17 protein-coding genes, 2 pseudogenes and 1 riboswitch are annotated in these 22,616 nt (G+C 68.3%); of the genes and pseudogenes, 15 read left to right on the top strand and 4 right to left on the bottom strand.

The window, feature by feature from the left end:
- The first annotated feature begins 580 nt into the window (after nt 1-580).
- Entirely contained in the window at nt 581-2,599 is a 2,019-nt protein-coding gene (locus OHA19_RS11575; RefSeq protein ID WP_405750163.1) for a hypothetical protein, read from the top strand.
- Between the two features lie 148 nt (nt 2,600-2,747).
- On the opposite strand, the gene OHA19_RS11570 is transcribed toward OHA19_RS11575, so the two are convergent.
- From OHA19_RS11570 to OHA19_RS11560, 3 genes are read right to left on the bottom strand one after another with little or no spacing between them, the layout of a single operon-like run.
- Complete coding sequence (locus tag OHA19_RS11570) at nt 2,748-3,335, bottom strand: DUF6262 family protein (protein ID WP_405750160.1); 588 nt, start codon at nt 3,333-3,335, stop codon at nt 2,748-2,750.
- The gene (locus tag OHA19_RS11565; protein ID WP_405750158.1) at nt 3,332-5,938 is read right to left on the bottom strand and encodes a tyrosine-type recombinase/integrase; all 2,607 of its coding nucleotides are present in this window, start codon (nt 5,936-5,938) and stop codon (nt 3,332-3,334) included. Before OHA19_RS11565 ends, OHA19_RS11570 begins: the two co-directional genes overlap by 4 nt.
- The gene (locus tag OHA19_RS11560) at nt 5,935-7,113 is read right to left on the bottom strand and encodes a tyrosine-type recombinase/integrase (protein WP_405750155.1); all 1,179 of its coding nucleotides are present in this window, start codon (nt 7,111-7,113) and stop codon (nt 5,935-5,937) included. Before OHA19_RS11560 ends, OHA19_RS11565 begins: the two co-directional genes overlap by 4 nt.
- Here OHA19_RS11560 and OHA19_RS11555 point away from each other — a divergent pair.
- From OHA19_RS11555 to OHA19_RS11540, 4 genes and pseudogenes are all read left to right on the top strand, one after another.
- Nucleotides 7,080-7,883 (top strand): annotated as a pseudogene (locus OHA19_RS11555) (ATP-binding protein); the annotation flags it as partial. The gene OHA19_RS11560 and the pseudogene OHA19_RS11555 overlap by 34 nt on opposite strands.
- Nucleotides 7,884-8,005: 122 nt before the next feature.
- Nucleotides 8,006-9,163 carry a DNA-processing protein DprA gene (gene dprA / locus OHA19_RS11550; RefSeq protein WP_405753238.1) on the top strand — a complete coding sequence of 386 codons (1,158 nt, stop codon included), beginning with the start codon at nt 8,006-8,008 and terminating at the stop codon, nt 9,161-9,163.
- A 240-nt stretch (nt 9,164-9,403) separates the two neighbouring features.
- Complete coding sequence (gene whiG / locus OHA19_RS11545) at nt 9,404-10,240, top strand: RNA polymerase sigma factor WhiG (RefSeq protein ID WP_405716862.1); 837 nt, start codon at nt 9,404-9,406, stop codon at nt 10,238-10,240.
- 116 nt (nt 10,241-10,356) lie between these two features.
- Nucleotides 10,357-10,923 carry a TetR/AcrR family transcriptional regulator gene (locus tag OHA19_RS11540; protein ID WP_405721915.1) on the top strand — a complete coding sequence of 189 codons (567 nt, stop codon included), beginning with the start codon at nt 10,357-10,359 and terminating at the stop codon, nt 10,921-10,923.
- A gap of 215 nt (nt 10,924-11,138) precedes the next feature.
- Here the strand turns inward: OHA19_RS11540 and OHA19_RS11535 are convergent.
- Nucleotides 11,139-11,531 (bottom strand): annotated as a pseudogene (locus OHA19_RS11535) (peptidoglycan DD-metalloendopeptidase family protein); the annotation flags it as partial.
- A 475-nt stretch (nt 11,532-12,006) separates the two neighbouring features.
- On the opposite strand from OHA19_RS11535, the gene rpsB reads away from it, so the two are divergent.
- From rpsB to OHA19_RS11485, 10 genes are all read left to right on the top strand, one after another.
- Nucleotides 12,007-12,939 (top strand): 30S ribosomal protein S2, encoded by a 933-nt coding sequence (rpsB, locus tag OHA19_RS11530; protein WP_405716863.1) that lies wholly within the window; start codon nt 12,007-12,009, stop codon nt 12,937-12,939.
- Between the two features lie 99 nt (nt 12,940-13,038).
- Entirely contained in the window at nt 13,039-13,875 is an 837-nt protein-coding gene (gene tsf / locus OHA19_RS11525) for a translation elongation factor Ts (protein WP_405716864.1), read from the top strand.
- A 159-nt stretch (nt 13,876-14,034) separates the two neighbouring features.
- Nucleotides 14,035-14,811 (top strand): UMP kinase, encoded by a 777-nt coding sequence (gene pyrH / locus OHA19_RS11520; protein ID WP_356484058.1) that lies wholly within the window; start codon nt 14,035-14,037, stop codon nt 14,809-14,811.
- Between the two features lie 179 nt (nt 14,812-14,990).
- Nucleotides 14,991-15,548, top strand: coding sequence for a ribosome recycling factor (frr, locus tag OHA19_RS11515; protein WP_405716865.1), 558 nt, complete (start codon nt 14,991-14,993; stop codon nt 15,546-15,548).
- Nucleotides 15,548-16,633, top strand: coding sequence for a phosphatidate cytidylyltransferase (locus OHA19_RS11510; RefSeq protein ID WP_405716866.1), 1,086 nt, complete (start codon nt 15,548-15,550; stop codon nt 16,631-16,633). The genes frr and OHA19_RS11510 overlap by 1 nt, the downstream gene beginning before the upstream one ends.
- Nucleotides 16,634-16,726: 93 nt before the next feature.
- On the top strand, nt 16,727-17,833 hold the full coding sequence (gene rlmN, locus OHA19_RS11505) for a 23S rRNA (adenine(2503)-C(2))-methyltransferase RlmN (RefSeq protein WP_405716867.1): 1,107 nt from the start codon (nt 16,727-16,729) through the stop codon (nt 17,831-17,833).
- A gap of 41 nt (nt 17,834-17,874) precedes the next feature.
- Nucleotides 17,875-17,991: riboswitch (TPP riboswitch) on the top strand.
- Nucleotides 17,992-18,064: 73 nt separating this feature from the next.
- Complete coding sequence (locus OHA19_RS11500; protein WP_405750152.1) at nt 18,065-19,177, top strand: thiamine ABC transporter substrate binding subunit; 1,113 nt, start codon at nt 18,065-18,067, stop codon at nt 19,175-19,177.
- A 116-nt stretch (nt 19,178-19,293) separates the two neighbouring features.
- Nucleotides 19,294-20,907 (top strand): ABC transporter permease, encoded by a 1,614-nt coding sequence (locus tag OHA19_RS11495; RefSeq protein WP_405716869.1) that lies wholly within the window; start codon nt 19,294-19,296, stop codon nt 20,905-20,907.
- 2 nt (nt 20,908-20,909) lie between these two features.
- The gene (locus OHA19_RS11490; RefSeq protein ID WP_405750150.1) at nt 20,910-21,935 is read left to right on the top strand and encodes an ABC transporter ATP-binding protein; all 1,026 of its coding nucleotides are present in this window, start codon (nt 20,910-20,912) and stop codon (nt 21,933-21,935) included.
- A gap of 223 nt (nt 21,936-22,158) precedes the next feature.
- Complete coding sequence (locus OHA19_RS11485; RefSeq protein ID WP_405716871.1) at nt 22,159-22,611, top strand: SRPBCC domain-containing protein; 453 nt, start codon at nt 22,159-22,161, stop codon at nt 22,609-22,611.
- The last annotated feature ends 5 nt before the right edge of the window (nt 22,612-22,616 follow it).

Below are 22,616 nucleotides of genomic sequence, written 5' to 3'. Positions count from 1 at the left end.
CTGACAGTGTTCCTCTCGAGTCAATTAACCAGGAAAAGCTGCCGACGGATCTCGTTGCGCTCAAAGAATTTCCGCATCGAAATCCCCTAGCGCCTATTGAGTTGCGACGTGTCCCCTTGCCGGTCCCCACGACGAGCACAGCTGGATGGAGAGTAACTGCTCTTGTCCTAATTCTCGGCAGTTGCAGGGGAAGCTCAGCCACCGTAGAGCAGCTCAACTGTCTTCTCTGGGCCATAAGCGATCGCGCGAGCGCTGAGATATTTCTATCGACGTGGCGGAGTAGTGATCCGCAGAAGGCTCCGCTCCGAAAGTTCTTCCCGCCGCTTGATGACGCCCTCAAGATTGCGTACTCGGAAGGACTTGTCGAACAAAAGGGGAAAGTGCGATACGGTCTCACTTCGCTCGGAAAGCAGTATCTGAGCCTGCTTCACTCGGATATGGAACTTCTGGAGGAAGAGAAAAGCTTCCTTGCTCCTCTTAGGCCAATCTCTACCTCGGGTATGTGGGATAGGCTGGGAGTTGTCAAGACGGCTAGTCGCGGGGAATCGGGGGCTTGAGCGTGCGGATTCGACTTGTAAGTGTGGAAATTTCATCTAGGACCGACCGTGGTCTACTTCGCTATGAGACGAACCTTTCGCCTGGCCTGAACGTGATCGCCGCCCCTAACAGCTTCGGTAAGTCCACGCTGTTGCAGGGAGTTATTTACGCCCTAGGGCTTGAAGGGATGTTTTCCTCGAGCAGGAAGCCTCCCTTCGGCCCAGCGCTCTTGACAGTCGCAGACCTTCCGGACGGAACCCGTTCGCCGGTACGTGAATCTTGGGTTTCCCTGACCATCGCGAATGAGCAAGGCGCTCATATGCGATGCAAGCGGTTCGTGCGTGGTGATGGCGTCGACGCATCGTTGGTCATGACGTGGAGATCTGGCAGTCGAGCTGGACTCGATGAGGCAAGCCGTGTCGACATGTTTGTGCGGCAGCCTGGGGCTGCCTTCCGGGAACTCGGGTTTCATAGGGAGCTGGCCGAGTTTTTGGGCTGGGATATTCCCGTCGTCCCGGGCTTCAACGCAGCTGAAGTTTCGCTCTATCTTGAAGCCCTCTTTCCGCTCTTCTATGTCGAGCAGAAATCTGGGTGGTCGGGAGTTGCGCCTCGGATGCCCACGTATCTGGGTATCCGTGATGTGTTGAGACGTTCTGTTGAGTACGTGCTTGGGCTGTCAGCCTTGGAGCGACTTACGGCTTTGGCTGCGGTGAAGAGCGAGGAAGATGACGTCAGGAAGCGGTGGCAATCGGCCAGCGATCGCCTCAGTGAAGCGGCAAAGAGCCTGAACTGCCGTGTCTTTCTACATCAAGAAAATCCAGTCACGCCTGCTCGTCGGCAACACTGTGTGATCGAGGTGATGGAGGAAGAGGCTTGGATTCCGCTGGAGCGTCAGATTGGCGTCTGGCGCCAGCATCTGCGCCAGCTGGAACAGGATGGCGTTGAGCCGGCGGGTGAACACACTCACCAGGCCCGTGAAGACCTGGCCGCTGCGGAGACTTCGGTGCGGGAAGTCGGTGGGCGTATCCGGCTTATTGATGAACAGCTTAATCTCTCGCGTACGGACTCTGATGCGCTTGCCACTCGCTCCGCCAGTCTCGATATTGAGCGAAATCGCCTCGCGGACCTCCGGAAACTCCGCAGCCTCGGTAGCACACTTGGGATTGCATCTGTATCGAATGATGTTTGCCCCACTTGCGGACAGCTGCTTGATGGGCGGGAAACCGCAACCGGAATCGCAGCCGATCTTGACCAAACTATCGCAGAGATCGAAGCAGAAAGAGAGACAGTTCGTGCGGCGACGCAGAGCGCCGAACGTCGCCGAGCAACCCTAGAACGAAACCGCAGCTCTCTCCAGGCCGCCTTGCACGGGGCCATGCGACAAGCTAGAGCACTTCGAGATGAGCTTGCCGGTCCTTCGGCGGTTCCCAGTCGTGCACAAGTCCAGCAGCAAATTCTCCTCGCTTCCTCGATTGAGAGAGCGCAACGCTTGCTCGACTTGGCCGACGAGGCTGATGAGTACTTCGACGAACTGTCGCTACGTTGGCAAGACGTCCGTGACAGATTGGCTGACCTGCGAGATGGAACGCTTAGTCGCACGGATCAGCAGATTGTGTCCAGGATGAATTCGAGCTTCCAAGCTCAGGTTCAAGACTACGGACTGCGTAGCGTCCCACCTTCCGACTTGTCGATTGACGAATCAGCCCTCATCCCAGTTAACGATGGGGTGGAGCTCACGTTCGATCTATCGATGGGGATCAGCGCCTCAGACATGATCCGAACGAAGTGGGCGTATTACGTGTCCCTTTTCGAAGCGGCCATTTCCTCGCCTCGGAATCGGCATGCCAGGCTGCTGATGCTAGACGAGCCTCGACAGCAAGAGACCGACCGTAGAAGTCTCGCTGCCTTTGTTAAGCGGCTGGAGAGGGCAGCGGGTAGCGGATGCCAGGTGATCTACGCTACTAGTGAGGATCGGCGAGATCTGGAGGAAGTTCTTCACAACGTCGAGGTCGCGATGCTACCCGCCAATGGCTCTCATTTGCTTGCCCCGGTGACGGGCTGAGGCCGCTGTCGCGGAAGCCGGGGCCTATCCTTTAATTCCGCAGAGCGGACGTTAAAGGATAGGCCCAACGCTTCGCGCAGGGGCAGGGATTGACGAGGTCGAGTGCATGGCGCCCTGCCTCGACCGATGCCCCCACCTACGGCCCGCTTTAGGGTGACGCTGTTCGCTCGGTCAGCTGCACTTCGAGATCAGCGATGCGCTTGTCGGCGAAGCGGACGTTCTCTCGGGCGGCGGACAACTTCCCTGTCAGGGACTTACCTTCCGCCGTCAGCTCACGGATCCTTCTCTTCAGGTTCCCGTTGTCGGTGATGATCCGGGCGACGTCCTCCTGGGACCATTCGCTCCGCAGATCCCTGACCTGCCCGATGAGCTCAGCGATCTGCTCGCGTTGGGCGAGAATTTCTGCGTGAGCGCTCTTGAGGGCGGCCTCGGTGTTCAGGGCCCGCTCGCGCCAGGACGCTTCGAGCTCATCCTGGACGGCCTGGCGGTCGTGGACACGCCTGCCGGCGGCCCGGTTCGTCGCCTCCTCGACCAGAGCGCGGGCATCGGCGTGCTCGTAGAGGAACGTGCGCGAGACGTCCGCGGTCCGCGCGACCGCGGCCATCGTGATGGGCGCCCGGGTCTTGACCATTTGGTCCAGGACATCCTTGATCCGGGACAGGCCGGCTGCCGTCTTCTGCCGCCGAGCCTCCAGGGCTCGGGTGGTCCGGGCGGGGGGAACGGTCGGGGCGGTCATTCGGTCATCTCCGGGAAGTCGCTGGTGTCGTCGTGCGCGTCGGCGAGGTCGCTGGCCCTGAAGGCAAGGCTCCAGAGTCGATGGAAGTAGTCCTGAGGGCGTCGCAGGTCCAGCGCAAGCGCCTCTTCGAGCAGGCCGAGGGCGGCCAGCGCCTTCTCCAAGCCGTCGATCGCGCGGGCGGTCGGCTCGAAAACCTGATGCAGGTAGTCGGCGGTCGCGTCGTCGGGAGCGCGTTCAGCGAGAGTCCGCCATTGCTCGGCCTTCCGGTGCCAGTAGAGGAGGTCGGCGCCAGACATGACGAACTTGTCGCAGTTGTGGCAGTCCATGTTCCAGGGGCAGGCGTCCCCGCGGACCACGGGCTGGAAGGTGCAGAACCCGCCTTCGGCCGGTGTGCTGCGGCGGGCCAGGTCCATGGCCATCGCCTCGGCTTCGGCCTTGGTCAGGCCCTCGGCCGGGGAGACGAGGAGCTGGCCGGGGTTGGCCGAACCCGGGCCTCCGACCCAGACTCGCTCCAAGACCTGGTCGAGTTCAGAGGAGGCGACCTTCGCGTAGTGCTCGGCCATCCGCTGGGAGACCTGGCCGAGGTACTTCTTGATGTGGTGCAGGCCGGCACCGTGCTTGAGGAGATTGGTGGCCAGAGTGTGACGTGCCTGGTGGGGGACCCAGGCGCCGATCTCGAGGTCTTCGAGCCAGCCGCTGAAGCCGGTGTGGAAGAACGTGTACGAAATCGGGACCGTGCCCTTCGGGTTGCGGCTGCGAGAAGGGAACAGGGCCAGGAGGGCCCGTTCCTTCGGGGTGGGCGTCCGGCCGTGACGGTCCTCGAACCGCTCAAGGGTGATTTGCTGGCGTTTCTGCAGCCGCAGGTAGAGCGTCTCGGGGATGCGGATTGCCTCATCGAGGTTGCCGACCTTGGTCTGGTCGTGCCAGAGGAACGGGACCCGGCGGTGAATAGTGATGCAGTCCACCCGCAACTTCAGCACCTCATTCGCGCGGCGGCCAGTGAACACCAGGGCCTCCCAGGCGTCGCGGAGCCCATGGTTGTTCGGGTCGTAGCGGTCGGCCAGCATCTCCAAATTCGTCTGGTCGGCCAGGGCCCGGGCGACCGGGTCAGGGAACGGACGCCGCGCTTTGACGGTAGGGGTGCCGGCGGTCGGCAGCGCGACGATGAACTTCCTCGACAGTCCGATCTCCTCGGCCCGCCCGGTGTCCAGGGCGAACCGCAAGATCACCCGAGCGTGGTTGAAGATGAACCGGCCAGTGTGCTCGGTGACCGTGCTCGGCTTCCCCTTGTGACTGCGGACGCCCAGGGCGGGCAGGTTCTCGCGAATCCGCCGGTTGTGGTCGGCGACGAACCGCTCCATGTGCTCCGCGTCCAGCAGCCGCGGGTCGTGTCCGCCCTCGGGGGCCGTGATCTCCAAGAAGGCACCCAGCTCGACGCAGGCCCGACGGTCGTTGTCGAGCGGGCCGGTGCTGCGTGGGCCCTTCGGGGATCGCAACCGGTCGGCCAGGTGTTCCCAGAGCAGGTCGCGCAGCCATCGCTGCGGGACCTCAGCGAGATCCCAATTGCTGTGCCGTTGGGGGAACTTGACGCCGAAGTGCTCGGTCTCAATGTAGCCAGCCTCCTTGGTCTCCTCCATGGTGAAGTAGACGATCCGCAGCTCGGTCAGGGCCTCGTGCAGGATGAAGCGCTTGCGGGAGTCGAGCTGACTGCGTTCCTCGGCGAGCTCGGTCAGCGAGCCGACGCGGCGTTCACGGACGAGGTTCACCAGCTGCTGGATCCACCAAGTGGGCCAGTAGGAGTGGGCGCCCCGTTGGGTGTGGGTGAACAGCGCCCACTGGAACTCAGCTCTCACCAGCGGCGGCAGCCCCTGGAGATTGATCGTGCCGGCCCGCGAGACGGGGTGTGTGGTCTTGCACCAGCGCAGGAACGCAGCCTTGTCCCCGTAGAGGATTGGGACGGGGCGGCCGACCATCTCGTAGCGGTTGAACCACTTCGGTGGCCGCATGGCGTGGCCGGGGCTGCCCTCTGCCTCGTAACGGATTTCGTGAACCCGGCAGAGCCCGAGCGGGCTGCTGGACAGGGACTGGCAGGAGGCGACGATGCAGTCGCCGTAGCCGTGGAACGGCTCGGTCTGCGTCGCGAGCCAGTTCTCGAACGCGAGAGCGGGCTCCGTGGCAGAGGCTTTCTTCCAGCGGCCGTTGTGGGCCAGACACAGTTCGAGCCCGTGATGGCGGGCCGGACGGACCAGGCAGATCCGGCAGACCGGGGGCTCTCCCATGCGGTCGTAGAACTTCGCGGGCTTCGCGTCGCGCAGGAACTCGCGGCGCGTCAGCTGCGGGTTCGCCTGGCGGCCGCGTTCCCACTCCATCTTGTGGGGATGGCAGAGATCGCGGGCATTGGTGCGGGAGTGGTGGCAGTCCTCCACCCGGCAGAGCCACCCGAAGACCGGGTGGTCAGCAGGGACGTGGATCAGTGCCTCGCGGAAGATCGGCTCGACGTGCGGGCCGCCGAGCAGGGCGGTCAGCACCTCCAGACGATCTCGCGTCTCCCGGCGTCGGGCTGGATCGACGATGGTGTGCAGCGGCAGCAGCGTGTCACTCACTGCATCTCACCCCATGCCGTCAGCAGGGCTGAGTTGAAGGTGGGGTCGTTGACATCGACGTGCGCGTAGATCTCATCGACCGTCTGGGTCGAGGCCCAGCCACCGGCGTCCCGGACGATGACGAGGTTGCCGTCCGCGGCATCCAGCACGGCGTTCGCCCAGGTGTGGCGGAACATGTGCGGACGGATCAGCCCCAGGCCTGCGCGGAAGCCAGCCCTCTTGAGCATCTTGCGGGCGCCCTCGGGCGCCCAGGGCAGTCCCTTCGTCGGCCCGTGCTGCTGGACCAGCAGCAGGCCGTGAGCGGCGCCGCGCGGGTACTCGCTCATCATGTACTCGAAGTAGGCATGGATCATCGCCGGGCTGACCCGCTTGATCAGCCCGCCCCGGATCACTCCATCTTCGAACTCCCAAGGCCACTTCGTCTTCGCGCGGGCGTCGGTGACCAGGCCGTCGCGATGACAGACGTGCGCATGCGGAGTGCGACAGTCGCCGCAGGAGGCGTTCTCGCGCAGGTGCAGGTCGGCGAGGTGGAGACCGCAGAACTCCCCGATGCGCAGACCGCCGTCGCTCAGCCACTCCACGGTCATGCGGTCGCGGGCCGAGTTCACCTCCTCCAGCAGGACCTCGCGGGCCCCGTCCGGCAGCATCTTCTTGTGCCGGCGCCGAAGCTCCTTCGGCGCGAGCGGGTTCGCGTCCATGCTTCGCTTGATGTGCCCCAGCAGGGCGCGGTCCCGGTCCCGCTGCGTGGGCAGTCGCTCCAGGTCCAAGGCCTCGGCGAGTGCCGTGTTAATGCCCACCTCGGCCTGCTTGAGGTAGAAGCCCTTCAGGCAAGCCGCGGCACCCCGCAGAGCGTCGTTGCGATACGGGCGCTTGCCGACCCGCCACGGCGATCCGTACGGCATCGAGACCTTCGCCCCGACAGCCTTCATGTACCGCTGGAGATCCCGGAAACCGACAGTCTCGGACGTCAGCCCCTCGTACTCCAGCCACCGCAGGTGGTCGACGAGTAGATACGCATACGTCCGGTCCGAGCCCCTGCCCGCGTACGGGCTGAGGTACCGCTCCGCCGCCGGATGCAGCCCGCTCATCGAGTCGAAGATGGTGTACGAACGGCTGCCGTCCTTGTGCCGAACCTTCTGAACCCGGAGCTGGCCCATCGCCAGTCTCTGTGCCACGTGACCTCCATGCCGACTGTGCTGACATCGCGAACATCACGACGCCGGTCGGCAAACGAGGTCGGGATGTCCCAGGTCACCGCCATCCACGAACATCGCGAACAGCACTTTCAACGGCGGGAAAACTGGACGAAGCGCCCGAGTTTTCCGTGCGGGCACTGGACGCGCTGCGCCAGCCGTTGGAATCGGGACACGTGGTGGTGGCGCGCAGCGCCGGGGTGGTGCGGCTGCCCGCCAGGTTTCTGATGGTGCTGGCCGCCAACCCCTGCCCGTGCGGCAGGCACAGCCTCAGCGGCGCCGGCTGCGAATGCCCGCCCTCCACGGTCCGGCGCTACCAGGCGAGACTCTCCGGGCCACTGCTCGACCGGGTGGATCTGCGGGTGCTCGTCGACCCGGTCAGGCGCGTCGATCTGATGGGGCAGGGCGGCAGGGGAGAGCCGACGGTCTCCGTGGCGGCCCGGGTCCGGCAGGCCAGGGCGCGGGCCGCGGAGCGGCTGGCGGGCACCGGGTGGTCCACCAACAGCGAGGTGCCCGGCCATGAGCTGCGGACCAGGCTGGTCGCGGCACCGGGCGCGCTCATGGCGGCCGAACGGGACTTGGAACGGGGCACGCTCACCGCGCGGGGCCTGGACCGGGTGCTCAGGGTGGCGTGGACGGTCGCCGATCTGCGCGGCGCCGACCGCCCGGACGCATCCGACGTCGCGGTGGCGCTGGAACTGCGGACCGGGATTTCACGAGGCGCCCTGACGAACTCCGGGACGCAGTCATGAAGCAGCGGACGGGGGGTGGGCCGGGGAACGGACAGGACCCGGCCGGGGACGTACAGGGGCGGGGCCCGGAACAGGGCCCGGAACACGGCCGGGAGGAGGAACCCCGGCGCGGCCCGGGCCTGATGGTGAGCGGTCAGGAGCGGCAGGCGCGGGCCGCCCTGACCCGCGTCTTCGAGCCGGGGGACGAGCGGGGCGGCCGCTGGCTGCGCGAGTGCGGCGCCGTCGAACTGATACGGCGGATCACCACCGGGGACGGCACCGCGGAACGGCTGAGCGGAATGACCCCGAAACGGCTCGCCGGGTACCGGCTGCGGGCCGAGAACGCCGACCCCGGGCGGGATCTCTCGACGATTGCCGCACTCGGCGGGCGGTTCGTCTGCCCCGGGGACCGGGAATGGCCCAGCCAGCTCGACGACCTGGCGGACGCCGGGCCGATCGGCCTGTGGGTGCGGGGGCCCCGCGATCTGCGGCTCTGGGCGCTGCGCTCGGTCGCCGTGGTCGGTGCCCGTGCCTGCACCCCCTACGGATCGCACATGGCGGCCGGCCTCGGTGCGGGACTCGCGGAGCTGGGGTGGGTGGTCGTGTCGGGAGCCGCGTTCGGGGTCGACGGAGCGGCGCACCGCGGCGCGCTCGCCGTCGGCGGGGCGACGATGGCGGTCCTGGCCTGTGGGGTGGACGTCCCCTACCCCCGGGGACACGCCGAGCTGATCGGCCGGATCGCGCAACAGGGGCTCGTCATCGGCGAATTACCACCGTCCGATCATCCCACCCGCAGCAGATTCATCCTCCGGAACCGGGTCATCGCCGCGTTGACGCGCGGAACGGTCGTAGTCGAGGCCGAGTACCGCAGCGGTTCGCTGGTCACCGCGCGCTGCGCACAGCGGCTCGGCCGCTTCACGATGGGCGTGCCCGGACCCGCCACGAGTGGGCTGTCGGCAGGGGTCCACGAACTCCTGCGCGGAGAAGGAGTCCTGGTGACCGATGCCGCTGAAGTCGCCGAACTGGTGGGGGACATGGGCGAACTCGCCCCGGCCAGACGCGGCCCCGTGCACCCTCGGGACCTGCTGGACGCGGTCTCCGCCCGAGTCCTCGACGCCCTGCCGTACCGGGGTGCCGTCAGCGGGCGAGATGTGGCCCGCACCGCGGGAACCAGCACCGATGAAGCGCTCGGCAGGCTGTACGAACTGCACTCACTGGGGTTCGTCGAACGGGATGGCGATGGATGGCAGTTGACGCCGCGACCGACTTGCAATGGCGACGCGCGGCGAGGCGGTACTTGACCTGGAGCATTCGGGTGAAAAGGTGATGCCGATGACCTCGGCGGATCCTTCAGTGACGCCTCCGGGGCCGACGCGCACGGCGACGGTTCCGGACCTCAACCATGTCGGATCGGCCGGATTCGCACAGCGTCGATCCTCTATCCTGCGCGGACCGCGACATCATGGTCACGCTACGCTCACAAGGGTTTCGACTCAGACATACGTCCCAGCACTTCACAGCAGAACGGCTCAAGGCACCACATGCCCCAGCACACCTCCGGGTCCGACCGCGCGGCAGCGCCACCGGCCGCGCGTGGCACTGGGCGTCCCCCCGCCCCCTCCTCGCTCGACGAGTTGTGGCGTTCGTACAAGTCCACCGGCGACGAGCGGCTGCGGGAGCAGCTGATCCTCCACTACTCGCCGCTGGTGAAGTACGTCGCGGGCCGGGTGAGCGTGGGTCTGCCTTCCAACGTCGAGCAGGCGGACTTCGTCTCATCGGGGGTCTTCGGACTGATCGACGCGATCGAGAAGTTCGACATCGAGCGCGCGATCAAGTTCGAGACCTACGCGATCACCCGTATCCGGGGCGCGATGATCGACGAACTCCGGGCGCTGGACTGGATCCCGCGCTCGGTGCGCCAGAAGGCGCGTGCGGTCGAGCGCGCCTACGCCACGCTGGAGGCGCAGCTGCGGCGCACCCCGTCCGAGGCGGAGGTCGCTGCGGAGATGGGTATCGCGCTGGAGGAACTCCACGCGGTTTTCAGCCAGTTGTCGCTGGCGAACGTGGTCGCGCTGGAGGAGCTGCTGCACGTCGGCGGCGAGGGCGGCGACCGGCTCAGCCTGATGGACACGCTCGAGGACACCGCCGCCGACGATCCGGTGGAGGTCGCCGAGGACCGCGAGCTCAGACGGTTGCTCGCCCGGGCGATCAACACGCTTCCGGAGCGCGAGAAGACGGTCGTCACCCTCTACTACTACGAGGGCCTCACTCTTGCCGAGATCGGCAATGTCCTCGGAGTCACGGAGAGCCGGGTCAGCCAGATCCACACCAAGTCGGTGCTGCAACTGCGCGCGAAGCTGGCCGACGCAGGGCGCTGAGCCCCGCGCGGCCGGCGCCGGCCATGGCTGCTTCGGCCAACGATCAGGGCCGCACCCGCCCTCTCGAACACCGGTCGCCGTAGAGTGGACACGTGCCCAGGATTCGAGCGGCCTCGGTGGCCGAGCACCGGACCATGCAGCGCGGCGCCCTCCTGGACGCCGCACGCTCCCTGCTGTCCGAGGGTGGTACGGAAGCGCTGACCTTCCCCGCCCTCGCTGAACGCACGGGCCTCGCCCGGTCCTCCGTGTATGAGTACTTCCGCTCCCGCGCGGCCGTCGTGGAAGAGCTCTGCGCCGTCGACTTCCCCGTATGGGCGGCCGAGGTCGAGAATGCGATGGAGCAGGCCACGACGCCCGAGGGCAAGATCGAGGCCTATGTGCGCCGACAGCTCGACCTCGTCGGGGACCGCCGCCACCGGGCGGTCGTCGCCATTTCGGCCAGCGAGCTGGACGCCGGGGCACGCGAGAAGATCAGGGCCGCGCACGGCGGGCTGATCGCCATGATCGTCGAAGCACTCGGCGACCTCGGCCACGCGCAGCCGAGGCTGGCGGCGATGCTGCTCCAGGGCTCGGTGGACGCCGCGGTGCGACGTATCGAACTGGCCGTCGCCGAGGAGCCAGCCGTGATCGCGGACACCGCAGTCGCCATGATCCTCCGAGGCGTGCAGGGTGTACGGAGCTGACGCGGCCGCCGAGTAGCGGCGACCGCGAGCAGAACGCCGGGGGCGGCGAGCCCGTCCCCGGTCCCTTCGGCGGCGGGCGCCGGTTCGGGCACGCCGAACACCGGAAGCAGCCGGGACGGGCCCCGTCGCAGCAGTGACGGGGGCAGTAGCGACAACGGATCCAGATACGTCCGACCGCGCCGCAGGCCCCAGTGCAGACAGCCTGCCGCGCAGTGGAAGGGCCCCGCCTCCACGACCGCCACCACCTGCCCCGCCGTCACTTTCTCGCCCTTCGTGACGAGCGCGCGCACCGGTTCGTACGTGGTCCGCAGCGGCGGATCACCGCTGCCGGCCACCTCGATCGCCAGCACCCCTCGCCCCGCCACCCGCCCCGCGAACGAGACCTGCCCCGAGGCGGCGGCGAGCACCGCCGCACCTGGCTCCGTGGCGAGGTCGACGCCCCGGTGGCCCCGCCCGTAGGCGCCGGCCGGGGGCTCCCAGCCCCGTACGACCGCGGGCCGCCCGGCAAGCGGCCAACTCCGGCCGCTGTCCCGCCGCGTCTCCGTCTCCGTATCCGCTCCCGCTTCAAGCCCCGGCCCCGGCGCGGGAACGGGCGTGGGCCAAGGCATGGGCATGGGCATCCGTCCGTCGGCCGTGGCGACCGGGGTGCCGCACACCACCGCCAGCAGGGTCACCACCGCCACGACGAGCGCCGCCCGTGCCCGAAGGGCAGGGCTTCCGCGGGCGGCGCCAGGGTCGGTCGGAGCGCCCGGGGCGGCAAGGGAAGCCGGGCAGGTCAGGCTGGGCGGATCAGTTGTGCGTCGCATGGCAGAACCGTCCCGCAGCCCCGCGATCCGTGGGGATCACGAACCGGATCTGTGGACAACCAGCCGCTTGTGGACAGCGCCGTCACCCGGCACTCGGGCCGTCCCGTACACTTCCTATGGCGATCCGGGTCACCGGGTCGACTTCGCACGCCCCGCCACCTCCCTCTCTGCGGACGGTGGCCGCGCTCCTCGGTCCTCAGTGGCACGGCGCGTCGGGGCGTCAGGCGCGACAGCAATCCTGCGGTCGCGACAACCGAGCACCTCAAGGAGTACGGCCATGGCCGTCGTCACGATGCGGGAGCTGCTGGAAAGCGGCGTCCACTTCGGTCACCAGACCCGTCGCTGGAACCCGAAGATGAAGCGCTTCATCTTCACCGAGCGCAACGGCATCTACATCATCGACCTGCTCCAGTCGCTGTCGTACATCGACCGCGCCTACGAGTTCGTCAAGGAGACCGTCGCCCACGGCGGCTCCATCATGTTCGTGGGTACCAAGAAGCAGGCCCAGGAGGCCATCGCCGAGCAGGCGACGCGCGTCGGCATGCCGTACGTCAACCAGCGTTGGCTCGGTGGCATGCTCACCAACTTCTCCACCGTCTACAAGCGCCTTCAGCGTCTGAAGGAGCTCGAGCTCATCGACTTCGAGGACGTGGCCGCCTCCGGCCTCACCAAGAAGGAGCTCCTGGTCCTCTCCCGCGAGAAGGCCAAGCTGGAGAAGACCCTCGGTGGTATCCGCGAGATGCAGAAGGTGCCGAGCGCCGTCTGGATCGTCGACACCAAGAAGGAGCACATCGCCGTCGGTGAGGCGCGCAAGCTCCACATCCCGGTCGTCGCGATCCTCGACACCAACTGCGACCCCGACGAGGTCGACTACAAGATTCCGGGCAACGACGACGCGATCCGCTCCGTCACCCTGCTCACCCGCGTGATCGCCGACGCCGTCGCCGAGGGCCTCATCGCCCGTTCCGGTGCCGCCACCGGTGACTCGAAGCCGGGCGAGAAGGCCGCCGGCGAGCCGCTCGCCGAGTGGGAGCGCGACCTGCTCGAGGGCGACAAGAAGGCCGACGCCGAGGTCCAGGCCTCCGCCGAGACCGAGAAGGTCGCGGACGCCGAGGCCGCCGAGGCCCCCGCCGCCGAGGCTGCTGCCGAGGCCCCCGCTGCCGAGGCCCCCGCTGCCGAGGCCCCGGCCGCGGACGCCGAGCAGGCCTGACACCCGTCACGGCTGATGACGGCGGGGGCCGGTGCCACAAGCGCCGCCCCCGCCGTTCACCCGTAGATCTTTCAGACTTCGAGAGAGAAACCCAGACTCATGGCGAACTACACCGCCGCTGACGTCAAGAAGCTCCGCGAGCTCACCGGCGCCGGCATGATGGACTGCAAGAAGGCGCTCGACGAGGCCGACGGCAACGTCGACAAGGCCGTCGAGGCGCTCCGTATCAAGGGCCAGAAGGGCGTCGCCAAGCGCGAGGGCCGCTCTGCCGAGAACGGTGCCGTCGTCTCCCTCGTCTCCGAGGACCAGACGTCCGGTGTTCTGCTGGAGCTGAAGTGCGAGACGGACTTCGTCGCCAAGGGCGAGAAGTTCCAGGACGTGGCGAACACCCTCGCCGCGCACGTCGCCGCCACCTCCCCGGCCGACATCCAGGCGCTGCTCGCCTCCGAGATCGAGGCCGGCAAGACCGTCCAGGCGTACGTCGACGAGGCCAACGCCAACCTCGGCGAGAAGATCGTCCTGGACCGCTTCGCGCAGTTCACCGGCGCGTACGTTTCCGTGTACATGCACCGCACCATGCCCGACCTGCCGCCGCAGATCGGTGTCCTGGTCGAGCTGGACAAGGCCGACGCCGAGCTGGCCAAGGGCATCGCGCAGCACATCGCCGCGTTCGCCCCGAAGTACCTGTCCCGCGAGGACGTCCCGGCCGAGGTCGTCGAGGCCGAGCGCCGCGTCGCCGAGGAGACCACGCGCGCCGAGGGCAAGCCCGAGGCCGCGCTCCCGAAGATCGTCGAGGGTCGCGTCAACGGCTTCTTCAAGGAGGCCACCCTCCTCGGCCAGCCGTACGCGCTGGACAACAAGAAGTCCGTTCAGAAGGTCCTGGACGAGGCCGGTGTCACCCTGAAGCGCTTCACGCGCATCAAGGTCGGCATCTGAGTCCGTCCGCGAACAACGGTGGACCCCTATAAGGTCTAGTGCAGTCGTCGGCCGCACTCACGCCGTACGACCGCAGATCTGACGAGGAGGCCATTGCCGCTGAGGGACACCAGACCCACCGGCAATGGCCTTCTTCGTATGTGTACGAGGAGAATCTCCATGAACAAGGGCGCGGACGCCGCAAAAGGTGACCACAAGCGCGACGACGGCAAGGTGGCCGGACGCTTCATGCTGAAGCTGTCCGGAGAGGCGTTCGCCGGCGGCGGGGGCCTCGGTGTCGACCCCGACGTCGTACACGCCATCGCCCGGGAAATCGCGGCGGTCGTCCGTGACGGCGCGGAAATCGCGGTCGTCATCGGCGGCGGCAACTTCTTCCGCGGTGCCGAGCTCCAGCAGCGCGGCATGGACCGGGCCCGGTCCGACTACATGGGCATGCTCGGCACGGTCATGAACTGCCTGGCACTCCAGGACTTCCTGGAGAAGGAAGGCATCGACTCCCGCGTCCAGACCGCCATCACCATGGGGCAGGTCGCGGAGCCGTACATCCCGCTGCGCGCCGTGCGCCACCTGGAGAAGGGCCGCGTCGTCATCTTCGGCGCCGGCATGGGTATGCCGTACTTCTCCACCGACACCACTGCCGCCCAGCGCGCCCTGGAGATCGACGCAGAGGGTCTTCTGATGGGCAAGAACGGGGTGGACGGGGTCTACGACTCCGACCCGAAGAGCAACCCCGACGCGGTGAAGTTCGACGCGCTCGAGTACAGCGAGGTTCTCGCCCGCGACCTCAAGGTCGCCGACGCCACCGCCATCACGCTCTGCCGCGACAACGACCTGCCGATCCTCGTCTTCGAGCTGACCGCCACCGGCAATATCGCCCGCGCGGTCAAGGGTGAGAAGATCGGCACGCTCGTGAGTGACCGGAGCACCCGGGCCTGAGGACCGGGGGACCTTCCCGGAGTAGGACGGGGAGGTCCGGGCCCCCGGGGCAGCCCCCGGGACCGGCCCCGAAGGATGGACAACGGCCTGCCGGTCGGACACCGTGCAGGTGAGGACGCGACGCAGGACCCGCCGGGCCCGAGCACGACGGGCCCACTCAAGACACGCAGGAGCACGTGGTGATCGAAGAAACCCTCCTCGAGGCCGAGGAGAAGATGGAGAAGGCCGTCGTCGTCGCGAAAGAGGACTTCGCCGCGATCCGTACCGGCCGTGCGCACCCGGCGATGTTCAACAAGATCGTCGCCGACTACTACGGCGCGCTGACCCCGATCAACCAGCTCGCCTCGTTCTCGGTGCCCGAGGCGCGCATGGCCGTCGTGACGCCGTTCGACAAGAGCGCGCTGCGCAACATCGAGCAGGCCATCCGTGACTCGGACCTCGGCGTCAACCCGAGCAACGACGGCAACATCATCCGGGTGACCTTCCCGGAGCTCACCGAGGAGCGCCGCCGCGACTACATCAAGGTCGCCAAGGGCAAGGCCGAGGACTCCAAGATCTCCATCCGCGCGGTGCGCCGCAAGGCCAAGGAGACCCTGGACAAGCTGGTCAAGGACAAGGAGTCGGGCGAGGACGAGGTGCGCCGCGCCGAGAAGGAGCTCGACGACACCACCGCGAAGTACGTCGCTCAGGTCGACGAGCTGCTCAAGCACAAGGAAGCCGAGCTGCTCGAAGTCTGATGAACGACTCTTCCTGGGGCGCCCCGCAGGGAGCCGGCCACTGGGGTGCGCCCGAGATGCAGGCCGCCCCGGCGGGTCCTGCATACGATGTGCATGGCGCCCAGCAGACTCGGCCCATGCCCATCGTGCCGGACGTTCCCGACGCAGGTAGAGACGCTGACGACCGTGATGACCGGGACCAGGGGGCCGGACGCCTGAGCGGCGGCCCCCTGTTCCGTGACGAGAAGCTGCAGGAGTCCATGTCCACCGCGTCGCCACCCCCGCAGAAGAAGCGTGCGGGCCGTGATCTGCGAGCCGCCATAGGGGTCGGTGTGGGGCTCGGCGCCGTCATCGTCGCCTCGCTGTTCATCGTGAAGGCCGTCTTCGTCGGTGTGATCGTGGTCGCCGTCGTCGTGGGTCTCTGGGAGCTCACCTCGCGGCTCCAGGAGCGCAAGGGCATCAAGGCGCCGCTCGTCCCGCTGGCGGTGGGCGGCGCGGCGATGGTGGTGGCCGGGTACGCGCAGGGCGCCGAAGGCGCCTGGGTGGCGATGGCGCTGACCGCGCTTGCGGTGCTCGTCTGGCGGATGACCGAACCGCCCGAGGACTACCTCAAGGACGTCACTGCCGGTGTGTTCGCGGCGTTCTACGTACCGTTCCTCGCCACGTTCGTCGCCATGCTCCTGACCGCCGACGACGGGCCGCAGCGGGTACTCACCTTCCTGCTGCTGACCGTGGTCAGCGACACGGGCGCGTACGCCGTCGGCTGGCGCTTCGGGAAGCACAAGCTGGCGCCGCGCATCAGCCCCGGAAAGACCCGGGAGGGTCTGTTCGGCGCCGTGGCCTTCGCGATGGTCGCCGGTGCGCTGTGCATGCAGTTCCTGATCGACGGCGGTTCCTGGTGGCAGGGGCTCCTGCTCGGGCTCGCGGTCGCGGCCAGCGCCACCCTTGGTGACCTGGGCGAGTCCATGATCAAGCGGGATCTCGGGATCAAGGACATGGGCACGCTGCTGCCGGGGCACGGCGGCATCATGGACCGGCTGGACTCGCTGCTGCCGACCGCCCCGGTGGTCTGGCTTCTGCTGGTGCTGTTCGTCGGCTCCAACTGAGAGCAGGCTCCTGAGCTGCGGTTTTATGAGTGAGGGCCCGCTGTCCACAGGACGGCGGGCCCTCGCTGTTCTGTCTGCGACACTGGATGAACCATGCCTAAGCCCGGAGAACTCACTTTCGTCGCGCCCCGCGGAGCCAAGAAGCCGCCGCGGCATCTCGCAGACCTCACGCCCGCCGAGCGCAAGGAAGCCGTCGCCGCGATCGGCGAGAAGCCGTTCCGCGCCCAGCAGCTCTCGCAGCACTACTTCGCGCGGTACGCGCACGACCCGGCGGAGTGGACCAACATCCCGGCCGCGTCGCGGGACAAGCTCGCCGAGGCGATGTTCCCCGACCTGATGTCGGTGCTCCGTCACATCAGCTGCGACGACGACACCACCCGCAAGACGCTGTGGAAGCTGCACGACGGGACGCTCGTCGAGTCCGTCCTGATGCGCTACCCGGAGCGGGTGACGATGTGCATCTCCTCGCAGGCCGGATGCGGGATGAACTGCCCGTTCTGCGCCACGGGACAGGCCGGTCTCGACCGCAATCTGTCGACCGCCGAGATCGTTCACCAGATCGTGGACGGGATGCGGGCGCTGCGTGACGGTGAGGTCCCCGGCGGCCCGGCGCGGCTCTCCAACATCGTCTTCATGGGCATGGGCGAGCCGCTCGCCAACTACAACCGGGTGGTCGGCGCGATCCGCCGGCTCACCGACCCGGAGCCGGACGGGCTGGGGCTCTCGCAGCGCGGGATCACCGTCTCCACCGTGGGCCTGGTGCCCGCGATGCTCCGCTTCGCCGACGAGGGCTTCAAGTGCCGTCTCGCTGTCTCGCTGCACGCACCGGACGACGAGCTGCGCGACACGCTCGTTCCCGTGAACACGCGCTGGAAGGTCGGCGAGGTGCTGGACGCCGCGTGGGAGTACGCGGAGAAGTCCGGCCGCCGCATCTCCATCGAGTACGCACTGATCCGCGACATCAATGACCAGGCGTGGCGCGGTGACCGGCTCGGCCGGCTCCTCAAGGGCAAGCGGGTGCACGTCAACCTGATCCCGCTGAACCCCACGCCCGGTTCGAAGTGGACCGCCTCGCGGCCCGAGGACGAGAAGGCGTTCGTCGAGGCGATCGCCGCCCACGGGGTGCCGGTCACCGTGCGGGACACCCGCGGCCAGGAGATCGACGGGGCCTGCGGTCAGTTGGCGGCAGCCGAGCGCTGAGGCCGATACGGCCCGTGTAATCTGGGCCCGAAATCAACTTCATATTCCGACAGGGGAGCGCCACAGCGCTGAGAGTGCGGCACCGAGGACAGGTCGGCCGCAGACCCTCTGAACCTCGCCCGGGTCATTCCGGGTAGGAAGTTCGGTCATCAACTCATGCTGTTGCGCCCTGCCCGCTTCCCGCGGGCGGGGCCGCGTCTCTTCCTGGCCAAAACCCAGGAGGAATCCATAATGACCACCACGCGCAGGACCAGGCAGCTCGCGGCTTCGGCCGTCGCCGCCGCGCTCGGCGTCACCGCACTCGCCGGGTGCGGGAGTTCCGACGACTCGGCCTCCGCTTCCGGCGGTACGAAGGGCTCGGGCTCCAAGACCGTGACCCTCGTCAGCCACGACTCCTTCAACGCGTCCAAGGACGTGCTGAAGGAGTTCACCGAGGAGACCGGATACACCGTCAAGGTGCTGAAGAGCGGCGACGCGGGTGTCGCGCTCAACCAGGAGATCCTGACCAAGGGCTCCCCGCGCGGCGACGTCTTCTTCGGCGTCGACAACACGCTGCTCTCCCGCGCCCTCGACAGCGGGCTCTTCACGCCGTACGAGGCGAAGGGCATCGACCGGGTCGCGGCAGACACCCGGCTCGACGCCGACAAGCACCGGGTCACCCCGATCGACACCGGCGACATCTGCGTCAACTACGACAAGAAGTACTTCGCCGACAAGAAGCTCGCGCCGCCGCAGTCCTTCGACGACCTGGCGAAGCCCGCGTACAAGGACTTGCTCGTCACCGAGAACGCCGGCACCTCCTCGCCCGGCCTCGGTTTCCTCCTCGGTACCGTCGCCACGTACGGCGAGAAGGGCTACCAGGACTACTGGAAGAAGCTGGAGCGCAACGGCGTCAAGGTCGTCGACGGCTGGGAGCAGGCGTACAACGAGGAGTTCTCCGGCTCCGCGGGCGGAAAGAAGGCCAAGGCGGACCGGCCGCTCGTCGTCTCGTACGCCTCCAGCCCGCCCGTCGAGGTGCTGTACGCGAAGCCGCAGCCGGCGACGGCCCCGACCGGTGTCGCCACCGGGACCTGCTTCCGTCAGATCGAGTTCGCCGGCCTGCTGGACGGTGCGAAGAACGAGGCGGGCGGCAAGGCCCTGCTGGACTTCCTGATCAGCAAGAAGTTCCAGGAGGACATGCCGCTCAACATGTTCGTCAACCCGGTCGCCAAGGACGCGGCGCTGCCGGAGCTCTTCACGAAGTTCGGTGCGACGGTGGACAGGCCGACGACCGTGGCCCCGGACCGGATCGCCAAGAACCGTGAGCAGTGGGTCCAGTCGTGGTCCTCGCTCGTAGTGAAGTAACGAAGAGTCCCGTACGCGGAACGGACGCGGGCGGGAAGACTCCCCGCCCGCGGTCCGCGCACACGGATGCCGCTCGCGCGAAGGCCCGGCGTGGGAACGCGGTGCGGCTCGGCCTGATGGCCGTACCCGTCGCGTTCTTCGCGCTGTTCTTCGCCTACCCGGTCGTGGCGATCGTCGGCCGGGGACTGAAGGTCGACGGCGTCTGGCAGTTCGGCCGGATCGGCGAGGTGCTGACCCGGCCGGACATCCGCGACGTGCTCTGGTTCACCACCTGGCAGGCGCTCGCCTCGACCGCGCTGACCCTGCTGATCGCGCTGCCCGGCGCCTATGTCTTCGCCCGCTTCGACTTTCCCGGCAAACAACTGCTGCGGGCGGTCGTCACGGTGCCGTTCGTCCTGCCGACCGTGGTCGTCGGGACGGCCTTCCTGGCGCTGCTGGGACGCGGCGGATTCCTCGACGAACTCTGGGGAATACGGCTCGACACCACCGTCTGGGCGATCCTGCTCGCGCATGTCTTCTTCAACTACGCGGTGGTCGTGCGGACCGTCGGCGGGCTGTGGTCCCAGCTCGACCCCCGGCAGGAGGAGGCCGCCAGGGTGCTCGGCGCGGGACGGTTCGCCGCCTGGCGGCGGGTCACCCTGCCCGCTCTGGCACCCGCCGTGGCCGCCGCCGCGCTGATGGTCTTCCTCTTCACCTTCACCTCCTTCGGGGTGGTGCAGATCCTCGGCGGCCCCGGTTACGCCACCCTCGAAGTCGAGATCTACCGGCAGACCGCGCAGCTGCTCGCGCTGCCGACGGCCGCCGTGCTGACGCTGGTGCAGTTCGCAGCGGTCGGAGCGATCCTCGCCGTGCACGCGTGGACCGTTCGCCGCAGGGAGACCGCGCTGAAGCTGGTCGATCCCGCGCGGACCGCCCGCAGGCCGCGCGGCGCCGGGCAGTGGGCGCTGCTCTGCGGGGTACTGCTGACCGTGCTGCTGCTGATCCTGCTGCCGCTCGGGGTGCTGGTCGAGCGCTCCGTGGACACCACCGGCGGCCACGGCCTCGACTTCTACCGGGCCCTGGGGTCCGTGGACGCCGGTGGCGGTACGTTCCTGGTCGCGCCGCTCGAAGCGATCTGGAACTCCCTGCAGTACGCGCTGGTCGCGACGGTCATCGCGCTGGTCATCGGCGGGCTCGCCGCCGCGGCGCTGACCCGGCGCGCGGGCCGGCTGGTGCGCGGTTTCGACGCGCTGCTGATGCTGCCGCTCGGAGTGTCCGCGGTCACCGTCGGCTTCGGCTTCCTGATCACCTTGGACAAGCCGCCGCTGGATCTGCGGACCTCCTGGATCCTGGTGCCGCTCGCCCAGGCGCTGGTCGGTGTGCCCTTCGTCGTACGGACCATGCTGCCCGTCCTGCGCGCCGTGGACGGGCGGCTCAGGGAAGCGGCCGCGGTGCTCGGGGCGTCGCCGTTGCGGGCCTGGCGGGAGGTCGATCTGCCGCTGGTGCGGCGGGCGTTGCTGGTCGCGGCCGGTTTCGCGTTCGCCGTCTCGCTCGGTGAGTTCGGCGCGACGGTGTTCATCGCCCGGCCCGACCGCCCGACGCTGCCGGTCGCCGTGGCCCGGCTGCTGGGGCGGGCCGGGGAGCTCAACTACGGCCAGGCGATGGCGCTCAGCACCATTCTGATGGTGGTCTGCGCCGTCTCGCTGCTGCTGCTCGAACGTATCCGCACGGACCGGTCCGGGGAGTTCTAGGAATGCTGACACTGGAATCGGCCACGGTTCGCTTCGGCGAGCGGGCGGCGCTCGACGCGGTGGACCTGGAGGTGGCCGAGCACGAGACCGTGTGTGTGCTCGGGCCGAGCGGAAGCGGCAAGTCCACCCTGCTGCGGGTGGTCGCCGGACTGCATCCGCCGGACGGCGGCCGGGTGCTGCTGGACGGCGCGGACCAGGCAGGGGTGCCGGTGCACCGGCGCGGGCTCGGCCTGATGTTCCAGGACCACCAGCTCTTCCCGCACCGGGACGTCGGCGCCAACGTCGCCTTCGGGCTGCGGATGCGCGGGGTGTCGCGCCGCGACCAGGAGCGTAGAGTCGGCGAGCTCCTCGACCTGGTGGGCCTGCCCGGTGCCGAGCGGCGCGCCGTCGCCGCGCTGTCCGGCGGTGAGCAGCAGCGCGTGGCCCTGGCCCGTGCCCTCGCCCCGAGCCCCAAGCTGCTGATGCTGGACGAGCCGCTCGGCCAGCTCGACCGCGGTCTGCGGGAACGGCTCGTCGTCGAGCTGCGTACGCTCTTCGGCCGCTTGGGCACCACGGTGCTCGCCGTCACCCACGACCAGGGCGAGGCGTTCGCCCTGGCCGACCGGGTGGTGGTGATGCGGGACGGGCGGATCGCCCAGGCGGGCACCCCGCTGGAGGTCTGGCAGCGGCCCGCGTCCGCCTTCGTCGCCCGGTTCCTCGGCTTCGACAACGTGGTCGGGGCCACGGTGACCGGTGCCGTCGCCGACACGGTGTGGGGCAGGGTGCCGGTGCCGAAGGGCTCGCCGCAGGGGGCGTGCGATCTGCTGGTGCGTCCGGCCGGCGTCCGGATCGGCGCCCCGGACGAGGGGCTGCGCTGCGTGGTCGGGACGCGTACGTTCCGGGGCAATCACGTCGCCGTGCGGCTGACGCCGCAGAGCGGTCCGGAGCTGGAGGCGGAGTGCGCCCTGCGGGACGCCCCCGAGGAGGGGGCGACGGTCGGGGCGGGCTTCGACGCGGCGGAGACCGTGGTCCTGCCCGCCGGCCTCTGACCGTCCGCCTTCACCGCACCGGACGAGCCGCCCGTGGACGGCACGCACTGGACGGGCCGCCCAGGGACGGCACGCACCGGTCGCGGGAGCCGTCCATCGGTCGGAGGATTGCCGGATGCCCCGGAGTGCGGCGCCGGCCGCCCCGGGGACCCGGCGGGATGTCCTCCTGGACGGCCCCGGGGCGGTGCAGCAGATCCGGAAGGACTCCGGGAAGGACAGGGACATGACCGAGTCAGCACGCGAGGGCATCGACATCACCCGCATCCTCGACGCCCCGCCGGAAAAGGTCTTCGCGGCCTGGACGACGCCGGAGCACTTCGCGGCCTGGTACGGCGGCGACGCCGAGGTGCCGCTCGACCGGGTGTCGATGGACGTCAGACCGGGCGGCGCCTGGAGCCTGGTCATCCTGGTGCCGGGCACCGAGATGCCGTTCCACGGCGTCTACCGGGAGGTGGTGGCCCCGGAACGGCTGGTGTTCACCCTGAAGGACGCCTCGGCGCCCGCCGACATCGAGGGCGAGACCGTCACCGCCACCTTCACCGACCGCGGCCACAGGACCACCGAGATGGTCTTCCAGCAGCGCGGCGGCAACCTCACGGCCGAGCAGTACGCGGCGGCCGAGGACGGCTGGGAGGCGTTCTTCGACGCGCTCGTGACCCGGCTCGCGTCGTTCTGAGCCCG

It is taken from the genome of Streptomyces sp. NBC_00012 (genome assembly GCF_045040875.1).
GTDB lineage: Bacteria > Actinomycetota > Actinomycetes > Streptomycetales > Streptomycetaceae > Streptomyces.
Note: the sequence above shows the minus strand (reverse complement) of the source record. Positions and strands in the feature narration are given on the sequence as shown.

Bases quoted from the DNA above. Each gene is read 5' to 3' on its own strand.
- OHA19_RS11570 (WP_405750160.1), bottom strand. From the start codon at position 3,335: ATGACCGCCCCGACCGTTCCCCCCGCCCGGACCACCCGAGCCCTGGAG.
- dprA (WP_405753238.1), top strand. From the start codon at position 8,006: ATGGTGAGCGGTCAGGAGCGGCAGGCGCGGGCCGCCCTGACCCGCGTC.
- whiG (WP_405716862.1), top strand. From the start codon at position 9,404: ATGCCCCAGCACACCTCCGGGTCCGACCGCGCGGCAGCGCCACCGGCC.
- rpsB (WP_405716863.1), top strand. From the start codon at position 12,007: ATGGCCGTCGTCACGATGCGGGAGCTGCTGGAAAGCGGCGTCCACTTC.
- tsf (WP_405716864.1), top strand. From the start codon at position 13,039: ATGGCGAACTACACCGCCGCTGACGTCAAGAAGCTCCGCGAGCTCACC.
- pyrH (WP_356484058.1), top strand. From the start codon at position 14,035: ATGAACAAGGGCGCGGACGCCGCAAAAGGTGACCACAAGCGCGACGAC.
- OHA19_RS11510 (WP_405716866.1), top strand. From the start codon at position 15,548: ATGAACGACTCTTCCTGGGGCGCCCCGCAGGGAGCCGGCCACTGGGGT.
- rlmN (WP_405716867.1), top strand. From the start codon at position 16,727: ATGCCTAAGCCCGGAGAACTCACTTTCGTCGCGCCCCGCGGAGCCAAG.
- OHA19_RS11500 (WP_405750152.1), top strand. From the start codon at position 18,065: ATGACCACCACGCGCAGGACCAGGCAGCTCGCGGCTTCGGCCGTCGCC.
- OHA19_RS11495 (WP_405716869.1), top strand. From the start codon at position 19,294: ATGGCCGTACCCGTCGCGTTCTTCGCGCTGTTCTTCGCCTACCCGGTC.
- OHA19_RS11490 (WP_405750150.1), top strand. From the start codon at position 20,910: ATGCTGACACTGGAATCGGCCACGGTTCGCTTCGGCGAGCGGGCGGCG.
- OHA19_RS11485 (WP_405716871.1), top strand. From the start codon at position 22,159: ATGACCGAGTCAGCACGCGAGGGCATCGACATCACCCGCATCCTCGAC.